20 protein-coding genes and 1 pseudogene are annotated in these 20,748 nt (G+C 71.3%); 16 read left to right on the plus strand and 5 right to left on the minus strand.

Annotated features, from left to right (window positions below):
- Nucleotides 1-7: 7 nt before the first annotated feature.
- Complete coding sequence (locus OIE49_RS19980; RefSeq protein ID WP_326803496.1) at nt 8-679, plus strand: AAA family ATPase; 672 nt, start codon at nt 8-10, stop codon at nt 677-679.
- Between the two features lie 4 nt (nt 680-683).
- Here the strand turns inward: OIE49_RS19980 and OIE49_RS19985 are convergent, their stop codons facing one another.
- Nucleotides 684-1,790, minus strand: a complete 1,107-nt coding sequence (locus OIE49_RS19985; RefSeq protein WP_100568536.1) for a DUF5937 family protein — start codon at nt 1,788-1,790, stop codon at nt 684-686.
- A 67-nt stretch (nt 1,791-1,857) separates the two neighbouring features.
- Nucleotides 1,858-2,875 (minus strand): annotated as a pseudogene (locus OIE49_RS19990) (beta-eliminating lyase-related protein).
- 162 nt (nt 2,876-3,037) lie between these two features.
- Between OIE49_RS19990 and OIE49_RS19995 the strand changes: the two are divergent.
- From OIE49_RS19995 to OIE49_RS20040, 10 genes are all read left to right on the plus strand, one after another.
- Entirely contained in the window at nt 3,038-3,970 is a 933-nt protein-coding gene (locus OIE49_RS19995; protein WP_100568537.1) for a Rossmann-like and DUF2520 domain-containing protein, read from the plus strand.
- An 8-nt stretch (nt 3,971-3,978) separates the two neighbouring features.
- Entirely contained in the window at nt 3,979-4,989 is a 1,011-nt protein-coding gene (gene panC, locus OIE49_RS20000) for a pantoate--beta-alanine ligase (RefSeq protein ID WP_326806282.1), read from the plus strand.
- Nucleotides 4,986-6,716 (plus strand): L-aspartate oxidase, encoded by a 1,731-nt coding sequence (locus OIE49_RS20005; RefSeq protein WP_326803497.1) that lies wholly within the window; start codon nt 4,986-4,988, stop codon nt 6,714-6,716. The genes panC and OIE49_RS20005 overlap by 4 nt, the downstream gene beginning before the upstream one ends.
- A gap of 5 nt (nt 6,717-6,721) precedes the next feature.
- Complete coding sequence (gene nadC, locus OIE49_RS20010) at nt 6,722-7,699, plus strand: carboxylating nicotinate-nucleotide diphosphorylase (RefSeq protein ID WP_100568540.1); 978 nt, start codon at nt 6,722-6,724, stop codon at nt 7,697-7,699.
- A gap of 5 nt (nt 7,700-7,704) precedes the next feature.
- The gene (locus tag OIE49_RS20015; RefSeq protein ID WP_100568541.1) at nt 7,705-8,502 is read left to right on the plus strand and encodes a type III pantothenate kinase; all 798 of its coding nucleotides are present in this window, start codon (nt 7,705-7,707) and stop codon (nt 8,500-8,502) included.
- Nucleotides 8,503-8,591: 89 nt separating this feature from the next.
- Entirely contained in the window at nt 8,592-9,302 is a 711-nt protein-coding gene (locus tag OIE49_RS20020) for a hypothetical protein (protein WP_326803498.1), read from the plus strand.
- A 55-nt stretch (nt 9,303-9,357) separates the two neighbouring features.
- A complete protein-coding gene (locus tag OIE49_RS20025) occupies nt 9,358-9,546 on the plus strand; it encodes a hypothetical protein (RefSeq protein WP_100568543.1) in 189 nt (62 codons plus the stop codon).
- A gap of 160 nt (nt 9,547-9,706) precedes the next feature.
- A complete protein-coding gene (locus OIE49_RS20030) occupies nt 9,707-10,171 on the plus strand; it encodes a BlaI/MecI/CopY family transcriptional regulator (protein ID WP_234375522.1) in 465 nt (154 codons plus the stop codon).
- Nucleotides 10,172-10,180: 9 nt separating this feature from the next.
- Complete coding sequence (locus OIE49_RS20035; RefSeq protein WP_326803500.1) at nt 10,181-10,714, plus strand: amino-acid N-acetyltransferase; 534 nt, start codon at nt 10,181-10,183, stop codon at nt 10,712-10,714.
- A gap of 217 nt (nt 10,715-10,931) precedes the next feature.
- Nucleotides 10,932-11,267 (plus strand): histone-like nucleoid-structuring protein Lsr2, encoded by a 336-nt coding sequence (locus OIE49_RS20040; protein WP_326803501.1) that lies wholly within the window; start codon nt 10,932-10,934, stop codon nt 11,265-11,267.
- Here the strand turns inward: OIE49_RS20040 and OIE49_RS20045 are convergent.
- On the minus strand, nt 11,246-11,935 hold the full coding sequence (locus OIE49_RS20045) for an SCO3374 family protein (protein WP_326803502.1): 690 nt from the start codon (nt 11,933-11,935) through the stop codon (nt 11,246-11,248). The two genes, OIE49_RS20040 and OIE49_RS20045, sit on opposite strands and share 22 nt — an antisense overlap.
- Nucleotides 11,936-12,388: 453 nt before the next feature.
- On the opposite strand from OIE49_RS20045, the gene OIE49_RS20050 reads away from it, so the two are divergent.
- The gene (locus tag OIE49_RS20050) at nt 12,389-14,914 is read left to right on the plus strand and encodes an ATP-dependent Clp protease ATP-binding subunit (protein ID WP_100568548.1); all 2,526 of its coding nucleotides are present in this window, start codon (nt 12,389-12,391) and stop codon (nt 14,912-14,914) included.
- A 425-nt stretch (nt 14,915-15,339) separates the two neighbouring features.
- Complete coding sequence (locus tag OIE49_RS20055) at nt 15,340-15,912, plus strand: M23 family metallopeptidase (protein WP_326803503.1); 573 nt, start codon at nt 15,340-15,342, stop codon at nt 15,910-15,912.
- Nucleotides 15,913-15,971: 59 nt separating this feature from the next.
- On the opposite strand, the gene OIE49_RS20060 is transcribed toward OIE49_RS20055, so the two are convergent.
- The gene (locus OIE49_RS20060) at nt 15,972-16,571 is read right to left on the minus strand and encodes a TetR/AcrR family transcriptional regulator (RefSeq protein ID WP_199836607.1); all 600 of its coding nucleotides are present in this window, start codon (nt 16,569-16,571) and stop codon (nt 15,972-15,974) included.
- 151 nt (nt 16,572-16,722) lie between these two features.
- Between OIE49_RS20060 and OIE49_RS20065 the strand changes: the two genes are divergently transcribed.
- From OIE49_RS20065 to OIE49_RS20075, 3 genes are all read left to right on the plus strand, one after another.
- Entirely contained in the window at nt 16,723-18,315 is a 1,593-nt protein-coding gene (locus tag OIE49_RS20065; protein ID WP_326803504.1) for an MDR family MFS transporter, read from the plus strand.
- Between the two features lie 133 nt (nt 18,316-18,448).
- Nucleotides 18,449-18,889 (plus strand): helix-turn-helix transcriptional regulator, encoded by a 441-nt coding sequence (locus tag OIE49_RS20070; RefSeq protein WP_442812255.1) that lies wholly within the window; start codon nt 18,449-18,451, stop codon nt 18,887-18,889.
- 58 nt (nt 18,890-18,947) lie between these two features.
- Nucleotides 18,948-19,391 (plus strand): VOC family protein, encoded by a 444-nt coding sequence (locus tag OIE49_RS20075; protein WP_100568552.1) that lies wholly within the window; start codon nt 18,948-18,950, stop codon nt 19,389-19,391.
- 4 nt (nt 19,392-19,395) lie between these two features.
- Here OIE49_RS20075 and cseC read toward each other — a convergent pair whose 3' ends face one another.
- Nucleotides 19,396-20,748, minus strand: coding sequence for a two-component system sensor histidine kinase CseC (cseC, locus tag OIE49_RS20080; RefSeq protein ID WP_326803505.1), 1,353 nt, complete (start codon nt 20,746-20,748; stop codon nt 19,396-19,398).

Consider the following 20,748-nt stretch of genomic DNA (forward strand, 5'->3'; position numbering starts at 1 on the left):
TCTGCGCATGCTCCTGTGGATCAACGGCCCCTTCGGGGGCGGAAAAACACAGACCGCACACGAGATCCAGCGCCGTCTGCCCGGCAGCGTCGTCTGCGATCCCGAGCATGCCGGGTTCGGTCTGCGCCGCATGCTGCCGCCCGGACTGCGCGGCGACTTCAGGGACTTGGCGTCCTGGCGGCAGGGGGTGGTGGAGGTCCTCGACCTGGCGCTCACCCGGCACGAGGGCGTGGTGATCGCGCCCATGACCGTCACCGACGCCGGCCAGTTCGCCGAGACCGTCGGGCGGCTGCGCGAACTGGGCCATGACGTACGGCACTTCTCGCTCCTCGCGGAACGCGAGACCGTTCTGAGACGGCTGCGGGAGCGCGGGTTCGGGCACCTTGTCGGGTACGTCGCCGGGAAGACTGCCGTCGGCCGGGAGACCTGGGCCGTGCGGCAGCTCGACGACTGCCTGGAGCGGCTGCGCGAGCCGGAGTTCGCCGAGCATCTGTGGACCGACCACTCGACCGTGCCGAAGACCGCGGACCGGATCGCCGTCCTGGCCGACCTGACGCTGCGGCCCAACACCGAGGGCCCGCTGCGGACACGGCTGCGGCAGGCGAAGGTCGGCGTCCGGCACATCCGGTTCGAAGGGCCGGGGCACATGCCCGACTCCGGCTCCGGCCCGGGGGACTAGGGCACTAGCGGAGCACTCCCTCGAGGAAGTCGCTGCCCAGCCGGGCGACCGTGGTGACGTCCAGCTGGTGCAGCACGTACCGCCCGCGGCGCCGGGTGGTGACCAGGCCCGCCTTCTTCAGCACGCCCAGGTGCCGGGATATCTCCGGCGCGGTCATGCCGTGCACCTGGGCCAGCTCGCTGGTGGTGCACGCGCTGCGGGCCAGGCTGCGGCACAGCCGCATCCGCACCGGATGGGACAGGGCGGTCATCCGCAGGGTGAGCTGCTCCACCGAGGGCGGGGCGGCGAGCTCCGGGGAGCCGACCGGATAGTGCAGCACCGGCTGCCAGCCGTACCGGTGCAGCACCATCAGGTGGGGCCAGCCGAGGCTCGTCGGCACGAGCAGCAGGCCGCCCTCCGCCGTGGCCGTGCGGCCGTCGCCCAGCTTGTCGACGGTGATCCGCGCGGCCCCCTCGTCGAGCGCCACCGCCGGGGACGCCGCCGACAGGGCCTCGGCCAGGCCCTTGCGGCGCAGCAGCTCGGTCTTGTGCCGGGTGTCGGCCGCGAGCTGGTGATGCAGCCGGGACCAGGTCCGCGCGAAGAACGCCTCGTCGCAGTCCTCGAGGAACTGCCGCAGCCAGGCCCTGATGCGGGGCGGGTCGGCCAGCAGCCGCTCGGTGAAGCGCACCTGCTGCGGCCCGCGCGCGGCGGCCAGCTCCACGGCACGGCGGCGCAGCCCGGCGTCGGCGAGCGCACCGGGGCCCGGCAGGCTGTACGGCAGCGCGCAGGTGAACTCCAGGGCGGCGTCCACGAACTGCTCGTCGGACAGCTTGTCGAGGACGTCCAGGTCGTCGGCGAGGGTCGCGCCCGGGAGCGTGGAGCCGCCGGGCACGCCCGCGCACGGCAGGAAGAGGTCGGAGAACGTCGTGCGCCACAGGAAGTCCGCCTCGCACATCCGGTCGGCCAGGTGCGAGTCGAGCCGGGCGGTGACACCGGTCACCCAGCCCTGAAGGCCGGGGTGGTGCCCCGGCTCGGACAGCGCGTGCAGCGCCATGCCGAGCTCGGCCAGCGGCGCGGCCACGACGGCCACCCTCTCCGGCCGCAGCCCGGCGATGTCGATCCGCACACTCATCCCCCCATGGTGCCCGGCCCCGCTGACAACCCACCGCCGGCCGCCCGTGACCGCCGCACGCGGTGGGCTACCCGTCGGTCTCCTTGGGGAGGCGGGCGGCGAAGTCCGCCACCGCTGCTCGTACGTCGTCCGCGGTCCAGGTCAGGCCCTCGGCCCGGACGGAGACCTCGGTGCGGGCCAGGCGCGGGACCGGGGAGTCCCAGCCGCCGGTGAAGAGCATCGTGCCCGTCTCCTCGGCGGTCCGGATCGCGGCTTCGGCGACCGTCTCGACGTCGTACGGCAGCCAGACCTGGAACTCGTGGGTGTGCGGCTCAGCCGGGTGGACGCGGCTCCAGGGCAGCCCGGCCGCGGCGAACCCCTCGCGCAGCGCGGCGGCCACCACGCGCGCGTGCCGCACGTACTCGGGCAGCCGGGGCAGCTCCCGCTCCAGCCCCGCCAGTGCCGACAGCGCCGTCGGGAACTGCTGGAAGACGTTGCCGCCGTACCGGTGCCGCCAGGTCTTGGCCTCCTCGACCAGCTCCTTCGGCCCGGCGAGCGCGGCCCCGCCGTAACCGGCGAGGGACTTGTAGAACGACACGTACACGCTGTCGGCCAGGTCCGCGATCTCCTCCAGCGGCCGGCCGAAGTGCACGGTGGTCTCCCACAGGCGCGCGCCGTCGAACGGGATGGGCCATCGCGTGCAGCGCGACGGCCGGGTCGCCGGTGCGGCCCGCCCAGCAGCGCAGGGCCACCTGCTGGGCCATCGTGCCGGTGGGGAAGAAGGCCGCGGCCTCCTTGCCGAGCAGGCCGGCGACCTTCTCCTCCAGGGCCTCCACGACCCCGTTGCCGTACATGTCCGACGCCTCGTCGAGGTCGTACATCTCCCGGACCCCGTCCAGCAGCGCCAGCCGCTCCCGGAGCGTCCCCAGGTGCGCCGGGCGCCCCAGCGCGCGCTCCGCGCTCCGGCACGCGGCCACGCGCCGCTTGCGGAGCTGCTTGAGCCGTTCCCCTTCCGAGACCTGGTCCCCGTCCGTCGCCTGCTCGTCGTCCGCCGCCCGCTCGTCGAGCCGTGCGTCCCGTGCGTCCTGCTCCGCCGTATCACTCATGCCCCGGATCATCGCGCGTCCGGGGCACGACGGGCACCCGCATTTCCCGCTCCGCCGCCCACAGCCTGTGGGCGACCGGACCGCCGCCGGAACCGATCGCGTTAACATGACGAGAAATCGTCCGGTACCCCGAGCGGACTGGAACGGGAAGGTCACCGTCGCGTGAGTAGTAGCCAGCAACCAGACCCCAGGGACCGCCCCGCGCGGCTCGCCGTCGGCGTCGTCGGCGCCGGCCGGGTGGGTCCCGCGCTCGCCGCCTCCCTCCAGCTCGCCGGGCACCGCCCGGTGGCCGTCTCCGCGGTCTCCGACAGCTCCAGGCGGCGGGCCGGGCTGATGCTCCCCGACGTGCCCGTGCTGCCGCCCGCCGACGTGCTCGAACGGTCCGATCTGGTACTGCTGACCGTCCCCGACGACACCCTGCCCGGACTGGTGGCGGGGCTCGCCGAGACCGGCGCCGTACGGCCCGGGCAGCTGCTCGTGCACACCTCCGGGCGGTACGGCGCGAAGGTGCTGGACCCCGCCCTGCGCGTGGGCGCGCTGCCACTGGCCCTGCACCCGGCGATGACGTTCACCGGCACTCCCGTGGACGTGCAGCGGCTGGCCGGCTGCTCCTTCGGCGTCACCGCCCCCGAGGAGCTGCGGCTGGCCGCCGAGGCCCTGGTCATCGAGATGGGCGGCGAGCCGGAGTGGATCGCCGAGGAGACCCGCCCGCTGTACCACGCGGCCCTCGCCCTCGGCGCCAACCACCTGGTCACGCTGGTCGCCCAGTCCATGGAGCTGCTGCGCGAGGCGGGCGTCGAGGCCCCCGACCGGATGCTCGGCCCGCTGCTCGGCGCCGCCCTGGACAACGCCCTGCGGTCCGGCGACGCTGCCCTGACCGGCCCGGTCGCGCGCGGCGACGCCGGCACGGTCGCGGCCCACGTCGCCGAACTGCGCCGGCACGCCCCGCAGACCGTCGCCGGCTACCTGGCGATGGCCCGCGCCACCGCCGACCGCGCGCTTGCCCACGGCCTGCTCAAGCCCGAACTGGCCGAGGACCTGCTGGAGGTACTCGCCGGCGGCCCGAACCTGCCCGAGAACGGGGAAGACCGATGAGCCGTCGCATGCTCGAACTCGCCCCCACGGTGAACGACCTGACCTGCGTGCGCGACCAGCGCGCCGGCCGGGGCCGCACCGCCGTCGTGATGACCATGGGCGCCCTGCACGAGGGCCACGCCACCCTGATCCGCGCGGCCCGCGAGCACGTCGGCGACGAGGGCTTCGTGATCGTCACCGTCTTCGTCAACCCGCTTCAGTTCGGCGCGGGCGAAGACCTCGACCGCTACCCGCGCACCCTGGACGCCGACCTCAAGGTGGCCGAGCAGGCGGGCGCCGACGCCGTGTTCGCGCCGTCCGCCGAAGAGGTCTACCCCGACGGCGAACCGCAGGTCAGGATCACCGCGGGCCCCATGGGCGAGCGCCTGGAGGGTGCCTTCAGGCCCGGACACTTCGACGGCATGCTCACCGTCGTCGCCAAGCTGCTGCATCTCACCCGTCCCGACCTGGCTCTGTACGGGCAGAAGGACGCCCAGCAGCTCGCCCTGATCCGCCGCATGGTGCGCGATCTCAACACAGGGGTGGAGATCGTCGCCGTACCGACCGTGCGCGAGGACGACGGACTGGCCCTGTCCAGCCGCAACCGCTACCTCTCCCCGCAGGAGCGGCACACCGCGCTGGCCCTCTCCCAGGCCCTGTTCGCGGGCCGCGACCGGCACGCCGCCCAGGAGGCGCTGTGCGCCCGGGCCCGCGAAGTGCCCTCCACGCGTGCGCGTGCCGAGGCCTTGAGCGCCCTCGGGGAGTCCCGCGCGGCGGCCGACGCGGCGGCCGTCGCCAAGGCCACTCCGGGCGCCGCCGCGGCCGTCCGCGCGGCCGCCCAGCTGGTCCTGGACGAGGCCGCGCGCTTCGACCCGCCGCTGGAACTCGACTACCTGGCCCTGGTGGACCCGGCCGACTTCACCGAGGTCGGGGACGACTTCACCGGCGAGGCCGTCCTCGCCGTCGCCGCGCGGGTCGGGGCGACCCGGCTGATCGACAACCTCCCGCTCACCTTCGGAACCCTGGGAGCCGCCTCGTGACCAGCACAGGCATACGACTGCACGCGCCGGCGCCCGGATGGTCCATCGCGGCGGACGTCGTGGTCATCGGCTCCGGCGTCGCCGGCCTCACCGCCGCCCTGCGCTGCGAGGCGGCCGGACTGACGACCGTCGTCGTCACCAAGGCCCGCCTCGACGACGGCTCCACCCGCTGGGCCCAGGGCGGCGTCGCCGCGGCCCTCGGCGAGGGCGACACCCCCGGCCAGCACCTGGACGACACCCTGGTGGCCGGCGCCGGCCTGTGCGACGAGGAGGCCGTACGGATCCTCGTCACCGAGGGCCCCGACGCCGTACGGCGGCTGATCTCCACGGGCGCGCACTTCGACACCGACGACGAGGGCGGCATCGAGCTCACCCGTGAGGGCGGCCACCACCGCCGCCGGATCGCACACGCGGGCGGCGACGCGACCGGCGCGGAGATCTCCCGCGCCCTCGTCGAGGCGGTACACGCGCGTGGCGTGCACACCGTCGAGAACGCGCTCGTCCTCGACCTGCTCCTCGACGCCGAGGGCCGCACCGCGGGCGTGAGCCTGCACGTCATGGGCGAGGGCCAGCACGACGGCGTGGGCGCCGTGCACGCGCCCGCAGTGGTCCTCGCGACCGGCGGCATGGGTCAGGTCTTCTCCGCGACCACCAACCCGTCCGTCTCCACGGGCGACGGCGTGGCGCTCGCCCTGCGCGCGGGCGCCGAGGTCTCCGACCTGGAGTTCGTGCAGTTCCACCCGACGGTGCTCTTCCTCGGCGCGGACGCCGAGGGCCAGCAGCCCCTGGTCTCCGAGGCGGTGCGCGGCGAGGGCGCCCATCTGGTCGACGGCGACGGCGTGCGCTTCATGACCGGACAGCACGAACTGGCCGACCTCGCGCCCCGGGACATCGTCGCCAAGGGCATCACGCGGCGGATGCTGGAGCAGGGCACCGAGCACATGTTCCTCGACGCCCGGCACTTCGGCGCCGACATGTGGGAGCGCCGCTTCCCGACGATCCTGGCCGCCTGCCGGGCCCACGGCATCGATCCCGTCACCGAGCCCGTCCCGGTCGCGCCGGCCGCCCACTACGCCTCCGGAGGCGTGCGCACCGACTCGCACGGCCGGACGACCGTGCCGGGCCTGTACGCGTGCGGAGAGGTGGCCTGCACCGGCGTGCACGGCGCCAACCGCCTCGCCTCCAACTCCCTCCTGGAGGGCCTGGTCTACGCCGAGCGCATCGCCGCCGACATCGCCCGGGAGCACGCGGCCGGCGGCCTGCACGCGCGCGTGCCGGAACCCGTCCCGTACCCGGAGACGCCCGCCCAGCCCCTGCTCGCCCCCGAGACCCGGTTCGCGATCCAGCGGATCATGACCGAGGGAGCGGGCGTGCTGCGGTCCGCCGCGTCGCTGGCCCGGGCCGCCGAGCGGCTGGAGCGGCTGCACGCCGAGGCCCGCGCGGACCTGGACGAGAACGGCAAGACGGCGGAGCCGGGCGTCGACACCTGGGAGGCCACGAACCTCCTGTGCGTGGCCGGTGTCCTGGTCGCCGCCGCCCGCCTGCGCGAGGAGACCCGCGGCTGCCACTGGCGCGAGGACCACGCCGAGCGGGACGACACCCACTGGCGCCGCCACATCGTCGTACGGCTGAACCCGGACAGCACCCCTGCCGTGCACACCACGGACACCGCAGAGTTCCCCCCGACCCGCCCCGGGGCCCCGGCCCCGCGTCCTCTGGAGCAGTGACACAAGTGAGCAGCGAAGAACTTCCCCTCGCCTCGAACGGCGGCTGCGGCGACGGCTGTGCCTGCGGCGCGGACACCGACGAGGAGTACCTGGAGTGCGGGCTCGACCCCGCGCTCGCCCAGCTCCTGGCCGACGCCGGACTCGACCCGGTCGAGGTCGAGGACATCGCCAATGTCGCCATCCAGGAGGACCTGGACGGCGGCGTGGACGTGACGACGGTCGCGACCATCCCCGAGGACGCCGTGGCCACCGGCGACTTCACCGCGCGCGAGGCGGGCGTGGTGGCCGGCCTCAGGGTCGCCGAGGCGGTGCTCTCGGTGATCTGCACGGACGAGTTCGAGGTCGAGCGGCACGTCGAGGACGGCGACCGCGTCGAGGCCGGGCAGAAGCTGCTGTCGGTCACCACGCGCACGCGTGACCTGCTGACCGGCGAGCGCAGCGCGCTCAACCTGCTGTGCCGTCTGTCCGGCATCGCGACCGCCACGCGCGCTTGGGCGGACGCCCTGGAGGGCACCAACGCGCGCGTGCGCGACACCCGCAAGACCACGCCGGGCCTCAGGTCGCTGGAGAAGTTCGCCGTCCGGTGCGGCGGCGGCGTGAACCACCGCATGTCGCTGTCGGACGCGGCCCTCGTCAAGGACAACCACGTGGTCGCGGCCGGCGGCGTGGGGCAGGCCTTCAAGGCCGTACGGGAGGCCTTCCCGGACGTGCCGATCGAGGTCGAGGTCGACACCCTGCACCAGCTGCGCGAGGTCGTGGACGCCGGCGCCGATCTGATCCTGCTCGACAACTTCACGCCCGGCGAGTGCGAGGAGGCCGTGGCCATCGTCGGCGGCCGGGCCCTGCTGGAGGCGTCGGGCCGGCTGACCCTCGACAACGCCAGGGCGTACGCCGGCACGGGCGTCGACTTCCTGGCCGTCGGGGCCCTGACCCACTCCTCGCCGATCCTGGACATCGGCCTGGACCTGCGCGAGGCGGAGTGACGGCCATGCTCCTGACGATCGACGTCGGCAACACGCACACCGTGCTGGGCCTGTTCGACGGGGAGGACATCGTCGAGCACTGGCGCATCTCCACCGACGCGCGCCGCACGGCCGACGAGCTGGCGGTGCTGCTCCGGGGACTGATGGGCATGCACCCGCTGCTCGGCGACGAACTGGGCGAGGGCATCGACGGCATCGCGATCTGCGCGACCGTGCCGTCGGTGCTCCAGGAGCTGCGCGAGGTGACGCGGCGCCACTACGGCGACGTGCCCGCCGTGCTCGTCGAACCCGGCGTCAAGACGGGCGTGCCGATCCTCTTCGACAACCCCAAGGAGGTCGGCGCCGACCGCATCATCAACGCGGTGGCGGCGAACGAGCTGTACGGGGGCCCGGCGATCGTCGTCGACTTCGGCACGGCGACGACGTTCGACGCGATCAGCGCGCGCGGGGAGTACGTCGGCGGGGTCATCGCGCCCGGTATCGAGATCTCCGTCGAGGCGCTGGGCGTCAGGGCGGCGCAGCTGCGGAAGATCGAGGTGGCCCGGCCGCGCAGCGTGATCGGCAAGAACACGGTCGAGGCGATGCAGGCGGGCATCATCTACGGGTTCGCCGGACAGGTCGACGGCGTGGTCAGCCGGATGGCCCGCGAGCTGGCCGACGATCCGGACGACGTGACGGTGATCGCGACGGGCGGGCTGGCGCCGATGGTGCTCGGCGAGTCCTCCCTGATCGACGAGCACGAGCCGTGGCTGACCCTCATCGGCCTGCGCCTGGTCTACGAGCGGAACGTCTCGCGCCTGTGAGCCCGGGCCGCTGAGCGGGGTGGCGACACCCCGCACGCCACGCTCGCGCCTTATGTCGAATTTGTCTGATTAGCGCGTATCGTCGGCCTATGCCTACGCCATACGGAACCCGCGGCGGCATGGCGTTCGGCGCGGAGGAGCTGCTCGTGCTCCGCCGCGCCCTCGCCCTCGCCCTTCAGCCCCGTCCCGCCAGCGCCGAAGACGTGCGGGACTGTCGCCGGCTCGCCGAGTCACTCGACGAGGCCCTGCACGAGGGTGCCCGGCTGCGCGCGTTCCTGGTGGCCGACCTCGCCCGCTATCGCGCCGCCCTCCCCGGCACGGTCACCGGCTACCTGGCGCTGCTCGCCGAGTGCCTGGGCGCGGGTCACCGCCCCACCGCCGACGACCTGTCCGCGCTGGCCGCCCTGAGCGGCAACCCGACCGCGGCGGCCCTCCTGCGCCACTGCGGGACGCTCGCACCCCCCGTGACGTCCCCTCGCACCGTCCACCCCGTCCCCGCCGCCCGCCCGGCCCCCGCCGAAGCGCCCGCCCCGGCCGGCCCCTTCCGTCCCGGGGGCGTTTCGGCGGTCGTCCCGGCCTGTCGCGGCGCGTTTCGGGCCGTCGCGGGCGGACAGGGGGCGCGGCAGGAGGAGGGCGGGGACGAGAAGCCCGCCCAGAAGCCCGCCGCGAAGCCGGGGGAGCGGCCCGCGCCCGCGCAGCCAGGGACGGCGCCCGCGCCGAAACCGGTGCGGCGGCCCGTGCCCACGCCGGGCGAGGTCTTCCCGCGGCGGAAGCCGCAGCAGCGGCTCGCGGTGGTGTGACGCTCCGGGCCACCCCGCCCCTGTTTGTCCCGCCGCCGTGGCTACTCTGGATCCCATGGACTACGTCTCCGCACTCGTTCCCCCGGTCGTCATGGCCGCGTTCTTCATCGCTCTGGTCAGGGTGATCGTGAAGACCCAGGGCGGGGCCGCCAAGGCCAAGGAGGACGCGGCCGTGGACGCCGCCCTCGCGCGCGCCCAGAGCGGCTCCCAGGCCACCGCGGCCGGTGCGCCCACCGACGCCTGAAACGACGTACGACCCCGTGTGAGAGAACTTCACCACGGGGTCGTACGCCCTTTTTGTTCGCGTTTGGCGCTGATGGTGTAGTTCAGCACGCCATTGCCGGGATCTCCTACTAGGGTGCTGAGTTGTGCCTCGACCTCTTGGAGACCTCGAAGACGCGGTCATGACGCGGGTGTGGAAGTGGAACCGCCCGGTGACCGTTAGAGAAGTCCTGGAAGACCTTCAGCGGGAGAGGTCGATCGCGTACACCACGGTGATGACCGTTTTGGACAATCTCCATCACAAGGGCTGGGTGCGCCGCGAAGCCGAGGGCCGGGCCTATCGATATGAGGCCGTCTCCACCCGTGCTGCCTACGCCGCCGCACTGATGAACGACGCCTGGTCCCAGAGCGACAACGCCGCCGCCGCTCTCGTCGCCTTCTTCGGGATGATGAGCGACGAACAGCGGCAGGCCCTGCGGGATGCCGTACGCATCGTCGAAGGCACCGCCGAAGGCGCCATCGGGGGAACCGGCGCATCCGAAGTCACCGGTGAAGTCCCGGATACCGCCCGAGCTCCGGATACCGGCGAAGCCCCGGATACCCGTGACGAGAACCCCGGTTCGGCGCGGGACGACCACGGGCGATAGCGTCCGCTCATGTCCGTAGAACGCCCCGAAGAGACCGCAAAATCCATCACCGTCCGACGGGCCCGGACCGGCGATGTCCCCGCAGTGCGCGGACTGCTGGACGCCTACGTTCGTGGGCGCATCCTGCTCGACAAAGCGACGGTCACGCTTTACGAGGACATCCAGGAGTTCTGGGTCGCCGAACGGGACGACAACGCCGAGGTCGTCGGCTGCGGCGCACTGCACGTGATGTGGGAAGACCTGGCGGAAGTGCGCACTCTCGCGGTGAAGCCGGGTCTGAAGGGCGTCGGCGTCGGGCATCGGCTGCTGGAGAAGTTGCTGGAGACGGCACGTCTGCTCGGCGTTCGCCGCGTATTCTGTCTGACCTTCGAAGTGGACTTCTTCACCAACCACGGCTTCGTGGAGATCGGCGAGACGCCCGTCGACGCCGATGTCTACGCGGAGCTGCTGCGTTCCTATGACGAGGGCGTCGCGGAGTTCCTGGGTCTCGAACGAGTGAAACCGAACACCCTGGGCAACAGCCGGATGCTTCTGCATCTGTGATCGACATTCCCGCGGGCCGGCATGCCCGTGTTCCCTATGTCCGAAACGCGCATGTTTCCGGACGGGGTGAGTGCCCGGTCTCTCCCAGGGGTTTGTGTTTTTCCCGCAAAAGCGGTTTGCTTTCCGGCGTACTGCTGTACTGCATATAACAGGGGACGGCGAATCGGGCGGACGCCGACCATCCCCGGTCCTCACGTTATCGATGAAAGGAAATCCGGTGGCACAGAAGGTTCAGGTCCTTCTTGTCGACGACCTCGACGGCGGCGAGGCGGACGAGACCGTGACGTTCGCGTTGGACGGCAAGACCTACGAGATCGATCTCACCACTGCCAATGCGGACAAGCTCCGTGGTCTTCTCGAGCCGTACCTCAAGAGCGGCCGGCGTACCGGTGGCCGTGCTTCGGGCGGACGCGGAAAGGCGCGTGCCGCTGCCGGCGGCGGCCAGGACACCGCGCAGATCCGCGCCTGGGCCAAGGAGAACGGCTACGAGGTCAACGACCGCGGCCGGGTCCCCGCGACCATTCGCGAGGCCTACGAGAAGGCCAACGGCTGATCAGGGGCCGATGTCTGCCCCTCGCGGAACGGGAACGGCTGGGCGCACGCGCGCCGCAGCCGGATCCGGTGGACGTGTGTCGCCACCGTGTCCACCAGGCGTACGAGATCGGGGGCGCCCCCACGGCCCCCCATGGCCGACAACGTCGGCAGCGCGGCCTCGACCTCGCACCCGGGCCCGGGGGGCCGCAGCCACACGGCGGCCCCCTGTGAAGCCGAGCGCGAACCGGAGCGGCCGGGGCTGAGCGGCCGCGGCCCGAGCGGACCGGTGCCCGGAGGCGGCGGCGCGTCCATCAGCGAGCCCGCGCCCAGCGCCACCACGTCCAGGCCGAGCGCCGACGGGCCCCACTCCAGCCACTCCAGCAGCCCCGGCAGCTCCTCCGTGCTTCCCGCGGCCACCAGCAGCCCCATCCGGTCCCCCCGCGCGGCCACAGGAGAGCCGGGCCCCAGATGGCGCAGCGCCGCACGTCCGGCCTCGGCGGGCACGTCCAGCACGTCGAAACGGCGGCCCACGACAAGTCGCAGCGGCACTCCGGGCACCGTGGCCCAGCCCAGTTCGTTCTCGTACCAGTGCCGCCCATGCCCCCAGTCCCGCTCCCGGTCGCCGGGGGCCGGCGGCCGACGGGGAGAAGGAACCGGAACGGGGACCGTGGAAGGGCTGCCGACCATGTCTGGGAAACCACCCGAAACGCGCCGGAGTTACGCTCGGTACCGGTTCGCTTGCGAAGTGTGCCGAAGAAGAGGGGTCCGCGGGGGCGGGAAAGGGCGCAAGGTTGTTCGCCCATAGCTGAGGGAACCCGGGCACTCGGCATGCATTGTCAGTCGGTGCGGGTAAGACATGCCTAGTGGGAGGGGGCGACACGCAGACGGCACCCGGGCAGCGGAGTCTCACGTTCGCCATCGGCGTACTGGCGACTGGGGTAACTGCCTGGCCTGCGGGAACATCGTCTCGCACTATCGGGTTGGAGCAGATGTCGGCGTTCGGGGTCAGGAGGCAGCGTTGGTTCTCGGTCCGGTGTCGGCAGTTGGAATGAGCGGTCCCCGCTTGCGGGACTAAGCTGCGGAAGGACAGGGAGGGGAAGTTCCCCCCCACTGCCTGACCGCTCTGAGGAGCGATTAACGATGTTCGAGAGGTTCACCGACCGCGCGCGGCGGGTTGTCGTCCTGGCTCAGGAAGAAGCCCGGATGCTCAACCACAACTACATCGGCACTGAGCACATCCTCCTGGGCCTGATCCACGAGGGTGAGGGTGTCGCCGCCAAGGCCCTTGAGAGCCTCGGGATTTCGCTCGAGGCGGTCCGCCAGCAGGTGGAGGAGATCATCGGCCAGGGCCAGCAGGCCCCCTCCGGCCACATCCCCTTCACCCCCCGTGCCAAGAAGGTTCTGGAGCTGTCGCTCCGGGAGGCCCTTCAGCTCGGCCACAACTACATCGGCACGGAGCACATCCTGCTCGGCCTGATCCGTGAGGGCGAGGGCGTCGCCGCCCAGGTCCTGGTCAAGCTGGGCGCAGACCTCAACCGGGTGCGGCAGCAGGTCATCCAGCTGCTCTCCGGTTACCAGGGCAAGGAGACCGCCACCGCCGGCGGCCCTGCCGAGGGCACCCCTTCGACGTCCCTGGTCCTTGACCAGTTCGGCCGGAACCTCACCCAGGCCGCTCGCGAGTCCAAGCTCGACCCGGTCATCGGGCGCGAGAAGGAGATCGAGCGGGTCATGCAGGTGCTGTCCCGCCGCACCAAGAACAACCCGGTGCTGATCGGTGAGCCCGGCGTCGGCAAGACCGCCGTCGTCGAGGGCCTCGCCCAGGCCATCGTCAAGGGCGAGGTGCCCGAGACTCTCAAGGACAAGCACCTCTACACCCTGGACCTCGGTGCCCTGGTCGCCGGCTCCCGCTACCGCGGTGACTTCGAGGAGCGCCTGAAGAAGGTGCTCAAGGAGATCCGCACCCGCGGTGACATCATCCTGTTCATCGACGAGCTGCACACGCTGGTCGGTGCGGGTGCCGCCGAGGGCGCCATCGACGCGGCGAGCATCCTCAAGCCGATGCTGGCCCGCGGTGAGCTGCAGACCATCGGTGCCACCACCCTGGACGAGTACCGCAAGCACCTGGAGAAGGACGCGGCCCTGGAGCGCCGCTTCCAGCCCATCCAGGTCGCCGAGCCGTCCCTGCCGCACACGATCGAGATCCTCAAGGGCCTGCGCGACCGGTACGAGGCACACCACCGCGTCTCCATCACCGACGAGGCGCTGGTCCAGGCCGCCACCCTGGCCGACCGGTACATCTCGGACCGCTTCCTGCCGGACAAGGCGATCGACCTGATCGACGAGGCCGGCTCCCGGATGCGCATCCGCCGGATGACCGCGCCGCCGGACCTGCGCGAGTTCGACGAGAAGATCGCCGGCGTCCGCCGGGACAAGGAGTCCGCGATCGACTCGCAGGACTTCGAGAAGGCCGCCTCCCTGCGCGACAAGGAGAAGCAGCTCCTGGCCGCCAAGGCCAAGCGCGAGAAGGAGTGGAAGGCCGGCGACATGGACGTCGTCGCCGAGGTCGACGGCGAGCTGATCGCCGAGGTCCTCGCCACGGCCACCGGCATCCCGGTCTTCAAGCTGACCGAGGAGGAGTCCAGCCGCCTGCTCCGCATGGAGGACGAGCTCCACAAGCGGGTCATTGGTCAGGTGGACGCCGTCAAGGCGCTCTCCAAGGCGATCCGCCGTACGCGCGCCGGTCTGAAGGACCCGAAGCGTCCGGGTGGCTCGTTCATCTTCGCCGGCCCGTCCGGTGTCGGTAAGACCGAGCTGTCCAAGGCGCTCGCCGAGTTCCTCTTCGGCGACGAGGACGCGCTGATCTCCCTCGACATGTCGGAGTTCAGCGAGAAGCACACGGTCTCCCGCCTCTTCGGTTCGCCCCCCGGCTACGTGGGCTACGAGGAGGGCGGCCAGCTCACCGAGAAGGTGCGCCGCAAGCCGTTCTCGGTCGTCCTGTTCGACGAGGTCGAGAAGGCCCACCCGGACATCTTCAACTCGCTGCTGCAGATCCTGGAGGACGGTCGCCTGACCGACTCCCAGGGCCGGGTCGTGGACTTCAAGAACACGGTCATCATCATGACGACCAACCTCGGCACCCGGGACATCTCCAAGGGCTTCAATCTGGGCTTCGCCGCCTCGGGCGACACGAAGACCAACTACGAGCGCATGAAGAACAAGGTGTCGGACGAGCTCAAGCAGCACTTCCGGCCCGAGTTCCTCAACCGCGTCGACGACGTGGTGGTCTTCCCGCAGCTGACGCCGGCCGACATCCTGCGGATCGTCGACCTGATGATCGGCAAGGTGGACGAGCGCCTGAAGGACCGGGACATGGGCATCGAGCTCTCCCAGTCCGCCAAGGAGCTGCTGTCCAAGAAGGGCTACGACCCCGTTCTGGGCGCCCGGCCGCTGCGCCGGACCATCCAGCGCGAGGTCGAGGACACGCTCTCGGAGAAGATCCTCTTCGGCGAGCTGCGCCCCGGTCACATCGTGGTCGTGGACACCGAGGGCGAGGGCGAGTCCCAGACCTTCACCTTCCGCGGTGAGGAGAAGTCCGCGCTGCCGGACGTCCCGCCGATCGAGCAGGCGGCCGGTGGATCCGGACCGAACCTGAGCAAGGAGGCGTAAGCCTCAGCGGCAACCGAGAGGGGCCGGTGCCTTCGGGCACCGGCCCCTCTCGCGTGCCCGTGTGCCCGGGCGTCCCCCTGAGACGCGGGCCACATGGCCTCCGTCACAGCGGAAGGGCGCCCACCCCCGCTCCTCGGTGACAAGGCACACAAGCCCTCCGGGCCGTACTACGGCGCTTAGTGGGGGTAGGGGGCGAAAAGCGGATATTCAAGGCGACGGAATGCTGTGCGTGAGCCCCTGTATGTGGCATTTGCCCTGAATGCGGAAGACGTCAAGAGACGTACGACACTGCCCTCTCTTACTATTTTCTGTCGTAGTGGGGGTGTTTGAACGTCGGTGACCGGCGGGGTTACCAAGGGATGGCCCGCCCGGCAAAGGCACATGCGTCCGGGTGGTTCTCATGTCCCCGACCTCCAGAGGTATTGATGTTCCAGCGCGCCACGTCCCGCTCCGCCCGTACGACCAAGCTCCGTACCCGCGCCGCCGTTCTGGCCGCCGGTCTGGGGGTCTCCGTCGCCCTGAGTGCGGGAGTAGCGTCCGCCGCCGACAACACGGCGCCCGCCGCCGCGCAGTCGGCCGTCGCCTGGACCGCGCCGGTGAAGCAGTTCGCGCTCAGCGCCGGCTTCAACCAGGCCGGCGGTCACTGGGCGCACAAGCACAGCGGCCAGGACTTCGCCGTGCCGACCGGCACCAAGGTCGTCGCCACGCACGGCGGCACCGTCGTCAAGGCCGGTTCCAACGGCGCCGGCGACGGCCCCGCCTACGGCAACGCCGTCGTCATCAAGCACGCCAATGGCACGTACTCCCAGTACGCCCACCTGTCCCGTGTCGACGTCAGGGTCGGCCAGGTCGTGGGCACCGGTCAGCACATAGCCCTGTCCGGCAACACCGGCAACTCCACCGGCCCGCACCTGCACTTCGAGATCCGCACCACGCCGAACTACGGCTCCGCGCTCAACCCGCTCGCCTACCTGCGCTCGCAGGGCGTGGCGGTCTGACCGGACGGACACCGCACCGAACCGCCGCCCCGCTGGCCAACAGCGGGGCGGCGGTCGTGTCAGGCCTCCTGCGTGCCCCGGTGCGCCTGGGTCACCAGATCGATGGCGACCTCCAGGACGGCCTTGCGCCGCTCCTCGGGGTCGCCTTCGATGTCCTGCATGACGAACATCCCGGCGTGCAGCGTGAAGATGGCGCTGACGCAGCGGACCTGGTCGGCCAGGCTCGCGCCCGGGTCGATGATGATGTCCCGCAGGCCGCGCATCCGGTCCTTGAAGGTGTCCCCGATGCGCAGCTCCCGTACGGTCGCCTGGTTCTCCTGCATGAAGCGGAACAGCGGTGCCGCGCCGGCGAGCGCCTGGTCGTAGCGGCGGACGATCTCCTGCTTGGTCTCCAGCGTGTGGGGCTGAAGCCGGCCCCACTCGATCAGGTCCTCCATCGGCCGGGTGAGGCTTTCGAACAGGCTGACGAGGATCTCTTCCTTCGTCTTGAAGTGGTAGTACAGAGCGGCCTTGGTGACGTCGAGGCGCTCGGCGATCTCGCGCAGCGAGGTCTTCTCGTAGCCCTGCTCGGCGAAGAGTTCGAGTGCCACGTCCTGGATGCGCTGGCGGGTGTTCCCGCGGCGCTGCTGCTGCCTGGTGCCGTCCATCGTGACATCCATCCTCGTACTCCTCCGTGCTCCCTGGACACCTTGCCTGCCGGTCGGTCGGCAAAACTTACTTGACGACCGGCTAGTTAAGGGTCTACTTTCCAGAGTGTAGTCAACTTGCCGGTCGGCAAGTAAGTACCAATCGGCTGGGGGAGTAGGACGGATGGCTGACACCGCGAAGGACGGGCCGCAGACGGCCCAGGCCGGCAAGCAACCCAGGAGCGTGCGGGTCGTCCTGCTCGCCCTGATGATCGCGATGATGCTCGCGATGCTCGACAACATGATCGTGGGCACCGCGATGCCGACGATCGTCGGTGAACTCGGCGGCCTTCAGCACCTGTCCTGGGTCGTCACCGCCTACACCCTGGCGACCGCCGCCGCCACCCCGCTGTGGGGCAAGCTCGGCGACATGTACGGGCGCAAGGGCGCCTTCATGACCTCGATCGTCATCTTCCTGATCGGCTCCGCGCTGAGCGGCATGGCCCAGAACATGGGCGAGCTGATCGGCTTCCGTGCCATTCAGGGTCTCGGCGCGGGCGGTCTGATGGTCGGCGTGATGGCCATCATCGGCGACCTGATACCGCCGCGGGAGCGCGGCAAGTACCAGGGCATGATCGCCGGCGTCATGGCGCTCGCGATGATCGGCGGCCCCCTGGTCGGCGGCACGATCACCGACAACTGGGGCTGGCGCTGGTCCTTCTACATCAACCTCCCCCTCGGCGCGGTGGCGCTCGTCGCGATCAGCGCCGTACTGCACCTGCCGAAGAAGCGCTCCCAGGCGCGGATCGACTACCTGGGCGCCGTGCTGCTGACCGTCGGCATCAGCTCCATCGTGCTCGTCACCACCTGGGGCGGTTCGGAGTACGCCTGGACCTCCGCGCGGATCATGGAACTGATCGCCATCGGTGTCGCCGCGCTCGTCGGGTTCGTGCTCTGGCAGACCAGGGCCGCCGAGCCGATCCTTCCGCTGCACATCTTCCGCAGTCTCAACTTCAGCCTGATGTCGCTGATCGGTTTCATCACCGGCTTCGTGATGTTCGGCGCGGTGCTCTTCCTGCCGCTCTACCAGCAGTCGGTGCAGGGCGCCTCCGCGACCAACTCCGGTCTGCTGCTCCTGCCGATGCTGGCCGCGATGATGGTCGTGTCGCTGATCGCGGGCCGGGTCACCACCAGCAGCGGCCGGTACAAGGTCTTCCCGGTCGTCGGCAGCGTGCTGATGATCGCCGGGCTGTACCTGCTGTCCCTCATGGACACCGGCACCACCCGCTTCACCTCCGGCCTCTACATGGCCGTCCTGGGCGCGGGCATGGGCTGCCTGATGCAGATCACCATGCTGGTCGCGCAGAACAGCGTGGAGCTGAGGGACATGGGCGTGGCCTCCTCGTCCACCACCCTCTTCCGTACGCTCGGCTCCTCCTTCGGCGTCGCGATCATGGGCGCGCTGTTCAACAACCGCGTCCAGCACGAGATGGCCGAGCGGGCCGGCACCCTGGGCCGCGGGATCACCGAGAAGTCCGCGCAGCTCGACGCGGCGAGCCTCGCCAAGCTGCCGGCCCAGGCCCGCGAGGCCTACCAGCACGCGGTGTCCGCCGGCACGCACTCGGCGTTCCTGCTGGGCTCCGTGGTGGCGGTGGCCGCGCTCCTGGCGGCGGTCTTCGTCAAGGAGGTCCCCCTGAGGGGAGCGGGACCGGCCGCGGCCGAGCCGGAGTCCAAGGACGACGCGGCAGCCCCTGACAGCGTCGCGGAGACTGTCTGAACCATCACGGAAGGTCCCCGGCACCACACGGTGCCGGGGACCTTCCGCGTGCCCGGGTGCTGCCTCCGAGCCGCCGCCGGGTGCCGTCCCCGAGCCCCGGCCGGTTGTCAGTGCCCCGTGCCACCATCGGCGTATGGAAGCGGTGGCGGGCAGGATGCGGCAGCTACGGCTGGCCAAGGACGCCATGGACCGGGACTGGGCGGACCCGGACCTCGACACCGTCGCGGCCCACGCCGGGTATTCGCGCTACCACTTCATACGGGCCTTCAAGGAGGCCTACGGCGAGACGCCCGGCCAGTACCTGACCCACCGCCGCATCGAGCGGGCCGAGGACCTGCTGCGCACCGCGAACCTGTCGGTGACCGAGATCTGCAACCTGGTCGGCTTCAGCAGCCTGGGCACGTTCTCGACCCGGTTCAAGGCCTGGACGGGGCTCACCCCGAGTGAGTACCGCGCACGGCACGTCGGCCGGGGAGCCGCGCTCATACCCGGGTGCTACGCCATGCTCTGGGCCGGCGGTTTCCGGCCCGGCTCGGCCCGGGAGCAGCGGAGCAATTCCGAAGAAGCGGGCTGACCGCGGCGCTGCCTACCGTGGCAGGGACACAGCACCTCGCAACCGCCGGGAGAAAGCCATGATCAAGGGGATCGCCATCACCACCGTCTGGGTCCTCGACCAGGACCGGGCCAAGGAGTTCTACACGCAGAAGCTCGGCCTGGAGATCCGTACGGACATGACCATGGGGGACGGTGGGATGCGCTGGCTCACCGTCGGTGCCCCCGACCAGCCCGACGTCGAGCTGACCCTCATGGTCCCCGGGCCGCCCGCGATGGACCCCGAGTCCGCCGAGATGGTCAGGAAGCTGGTCGCCAAGGGCGCCTTGGGCGCGGGAGTGCTGGCCACCGACGACATCCACGGCGACTACAAGAGGCTCAAGGACCGCGGGGTGGAGTTCCTCCAGGAACCGCAGGAGCGCCCCTACGGCACCGAGGCGCTCTTCCGCGACGACTCGGGGAACTGGTTCTCTTTCACCCAGCGGCGCGAGGGGGACCTGGACCTGGACAAGGACTGGAGCTGAGAGCTCAGTTCCCCCGCGGGAGCGTCGGGTAGCTGCCGGTGTTCGTCGGCGCGTGTTCCGGCAGCCACAGTACGGCGACCGCGCCCTCGGCCGGGATGTGTTCCGGGGTGCCCGCGGGGCGGACGTTGCGGAAGGTCAGGCGGGCGCCGAGGACGCGGGCCTGACCCGCTGCGATGGTCAGGCCGAGACCGTGGCCGTGCCCGGCGCGGTCCGTGCTGCCGGTGCGGAACCGGCTCGGCCCTTCGGCGAGCAGGTCCTCGGGGAAGCCGGGGCCGTGGTCGCGCACCCGGATGACCCGGCCCTCGACGGTCACCTCGATCGGCGGCCTGCCGTGCCGCGCGGCGTTGGCGAGCAGGTTGAACAGCACCCGCTCCAGCCGCCGCGGATCGGTGGTGACCTCCGACTCGTGCACCACCCGCACCTCGATGTCCGGGTCCTTCGCCGCCACCCGCCGGGCGACGAACTCGCCAAGCACGATGTCCTGGAGTTCGGCCCGCTCCGAGGCGCCGTCGAGCCGGGCGACCTCCAGCACGTCCTCCACCAGCGTGCGCATGGCCTTCGCACGGTCCAGGACCAGTTCCGTCGGCCGCCCGGGCGGCAGCAGCTCGGCCGCCGTCAGCAGCCCGGTCACCGGAGTGCGCAGCTCGTGCGCGATGTCCGCCGTGACCCGGCGCTCCGCCTCCAGCCGCTGCTGGAGCGCGTCCGCCATCGCGTCCACCGCCCGCGCCAGGTCGTCGGTCTCGTCGCGTACGACACCGCCGATGGCGTCCCGCACCCGTACGTCCGTCTCGCCCTTGGCGACCTGGTTGGCCGCGGTCGCCGCCTTGCGCAGCCGGCGGGAGAGCTGGCCCCCTATGAGCACGCCCAGCGCGCTGCCGCCGAGGACGACCGTGATGGATCCGATGACCAGGGCCTGGTCGAGGTCGTTGAGGATGTTGGTGCTGCGGTCGGTGAAGTGCGTGTGCAGGGACAGCACATGGCCGTCCTTGACCGGTACGGCCGCCCAGATGTCGGGCAGCCTTCCGGTGTGGTCGGCGACGTACGTCGCCCGCCGCCCCTGCTCGACCTTCTCCCGCAGTTCGAAGGGCAGCTCGGGGTCGTCGATCCTGATGCCCGGGAAGTTCGGCCGCCCCGACAGCTCGAAGTTGCGCTGGGCGATCTGGACCCGCTCGTCCGCCAGGTCCCGCGCACTGTCCAGCATCGACACCCGGGCCGCGTTGTGCACGACCAGGCTGAGCGCGACCGCCACCAGCGCGCCGACCAGCGCGATGGCCGCGCTGAGCTTCCACCTCAGCCCCGTACGGATGTCCGCCCGCTCCAGGCGCTGGGGGAGCAGGCGCCGTGAGATCCCCGGCAT

The organism is Streptomyces sp. NBC_01788 (genome assembly GCF_035917575.1).
In the GTDB taxonomy this organism is placed as follows: domain Bacteria; phylum Actinomycetota; class Actinomycetes; order Streptomycetales; family Streptomycetaceae; genus Streptomyces.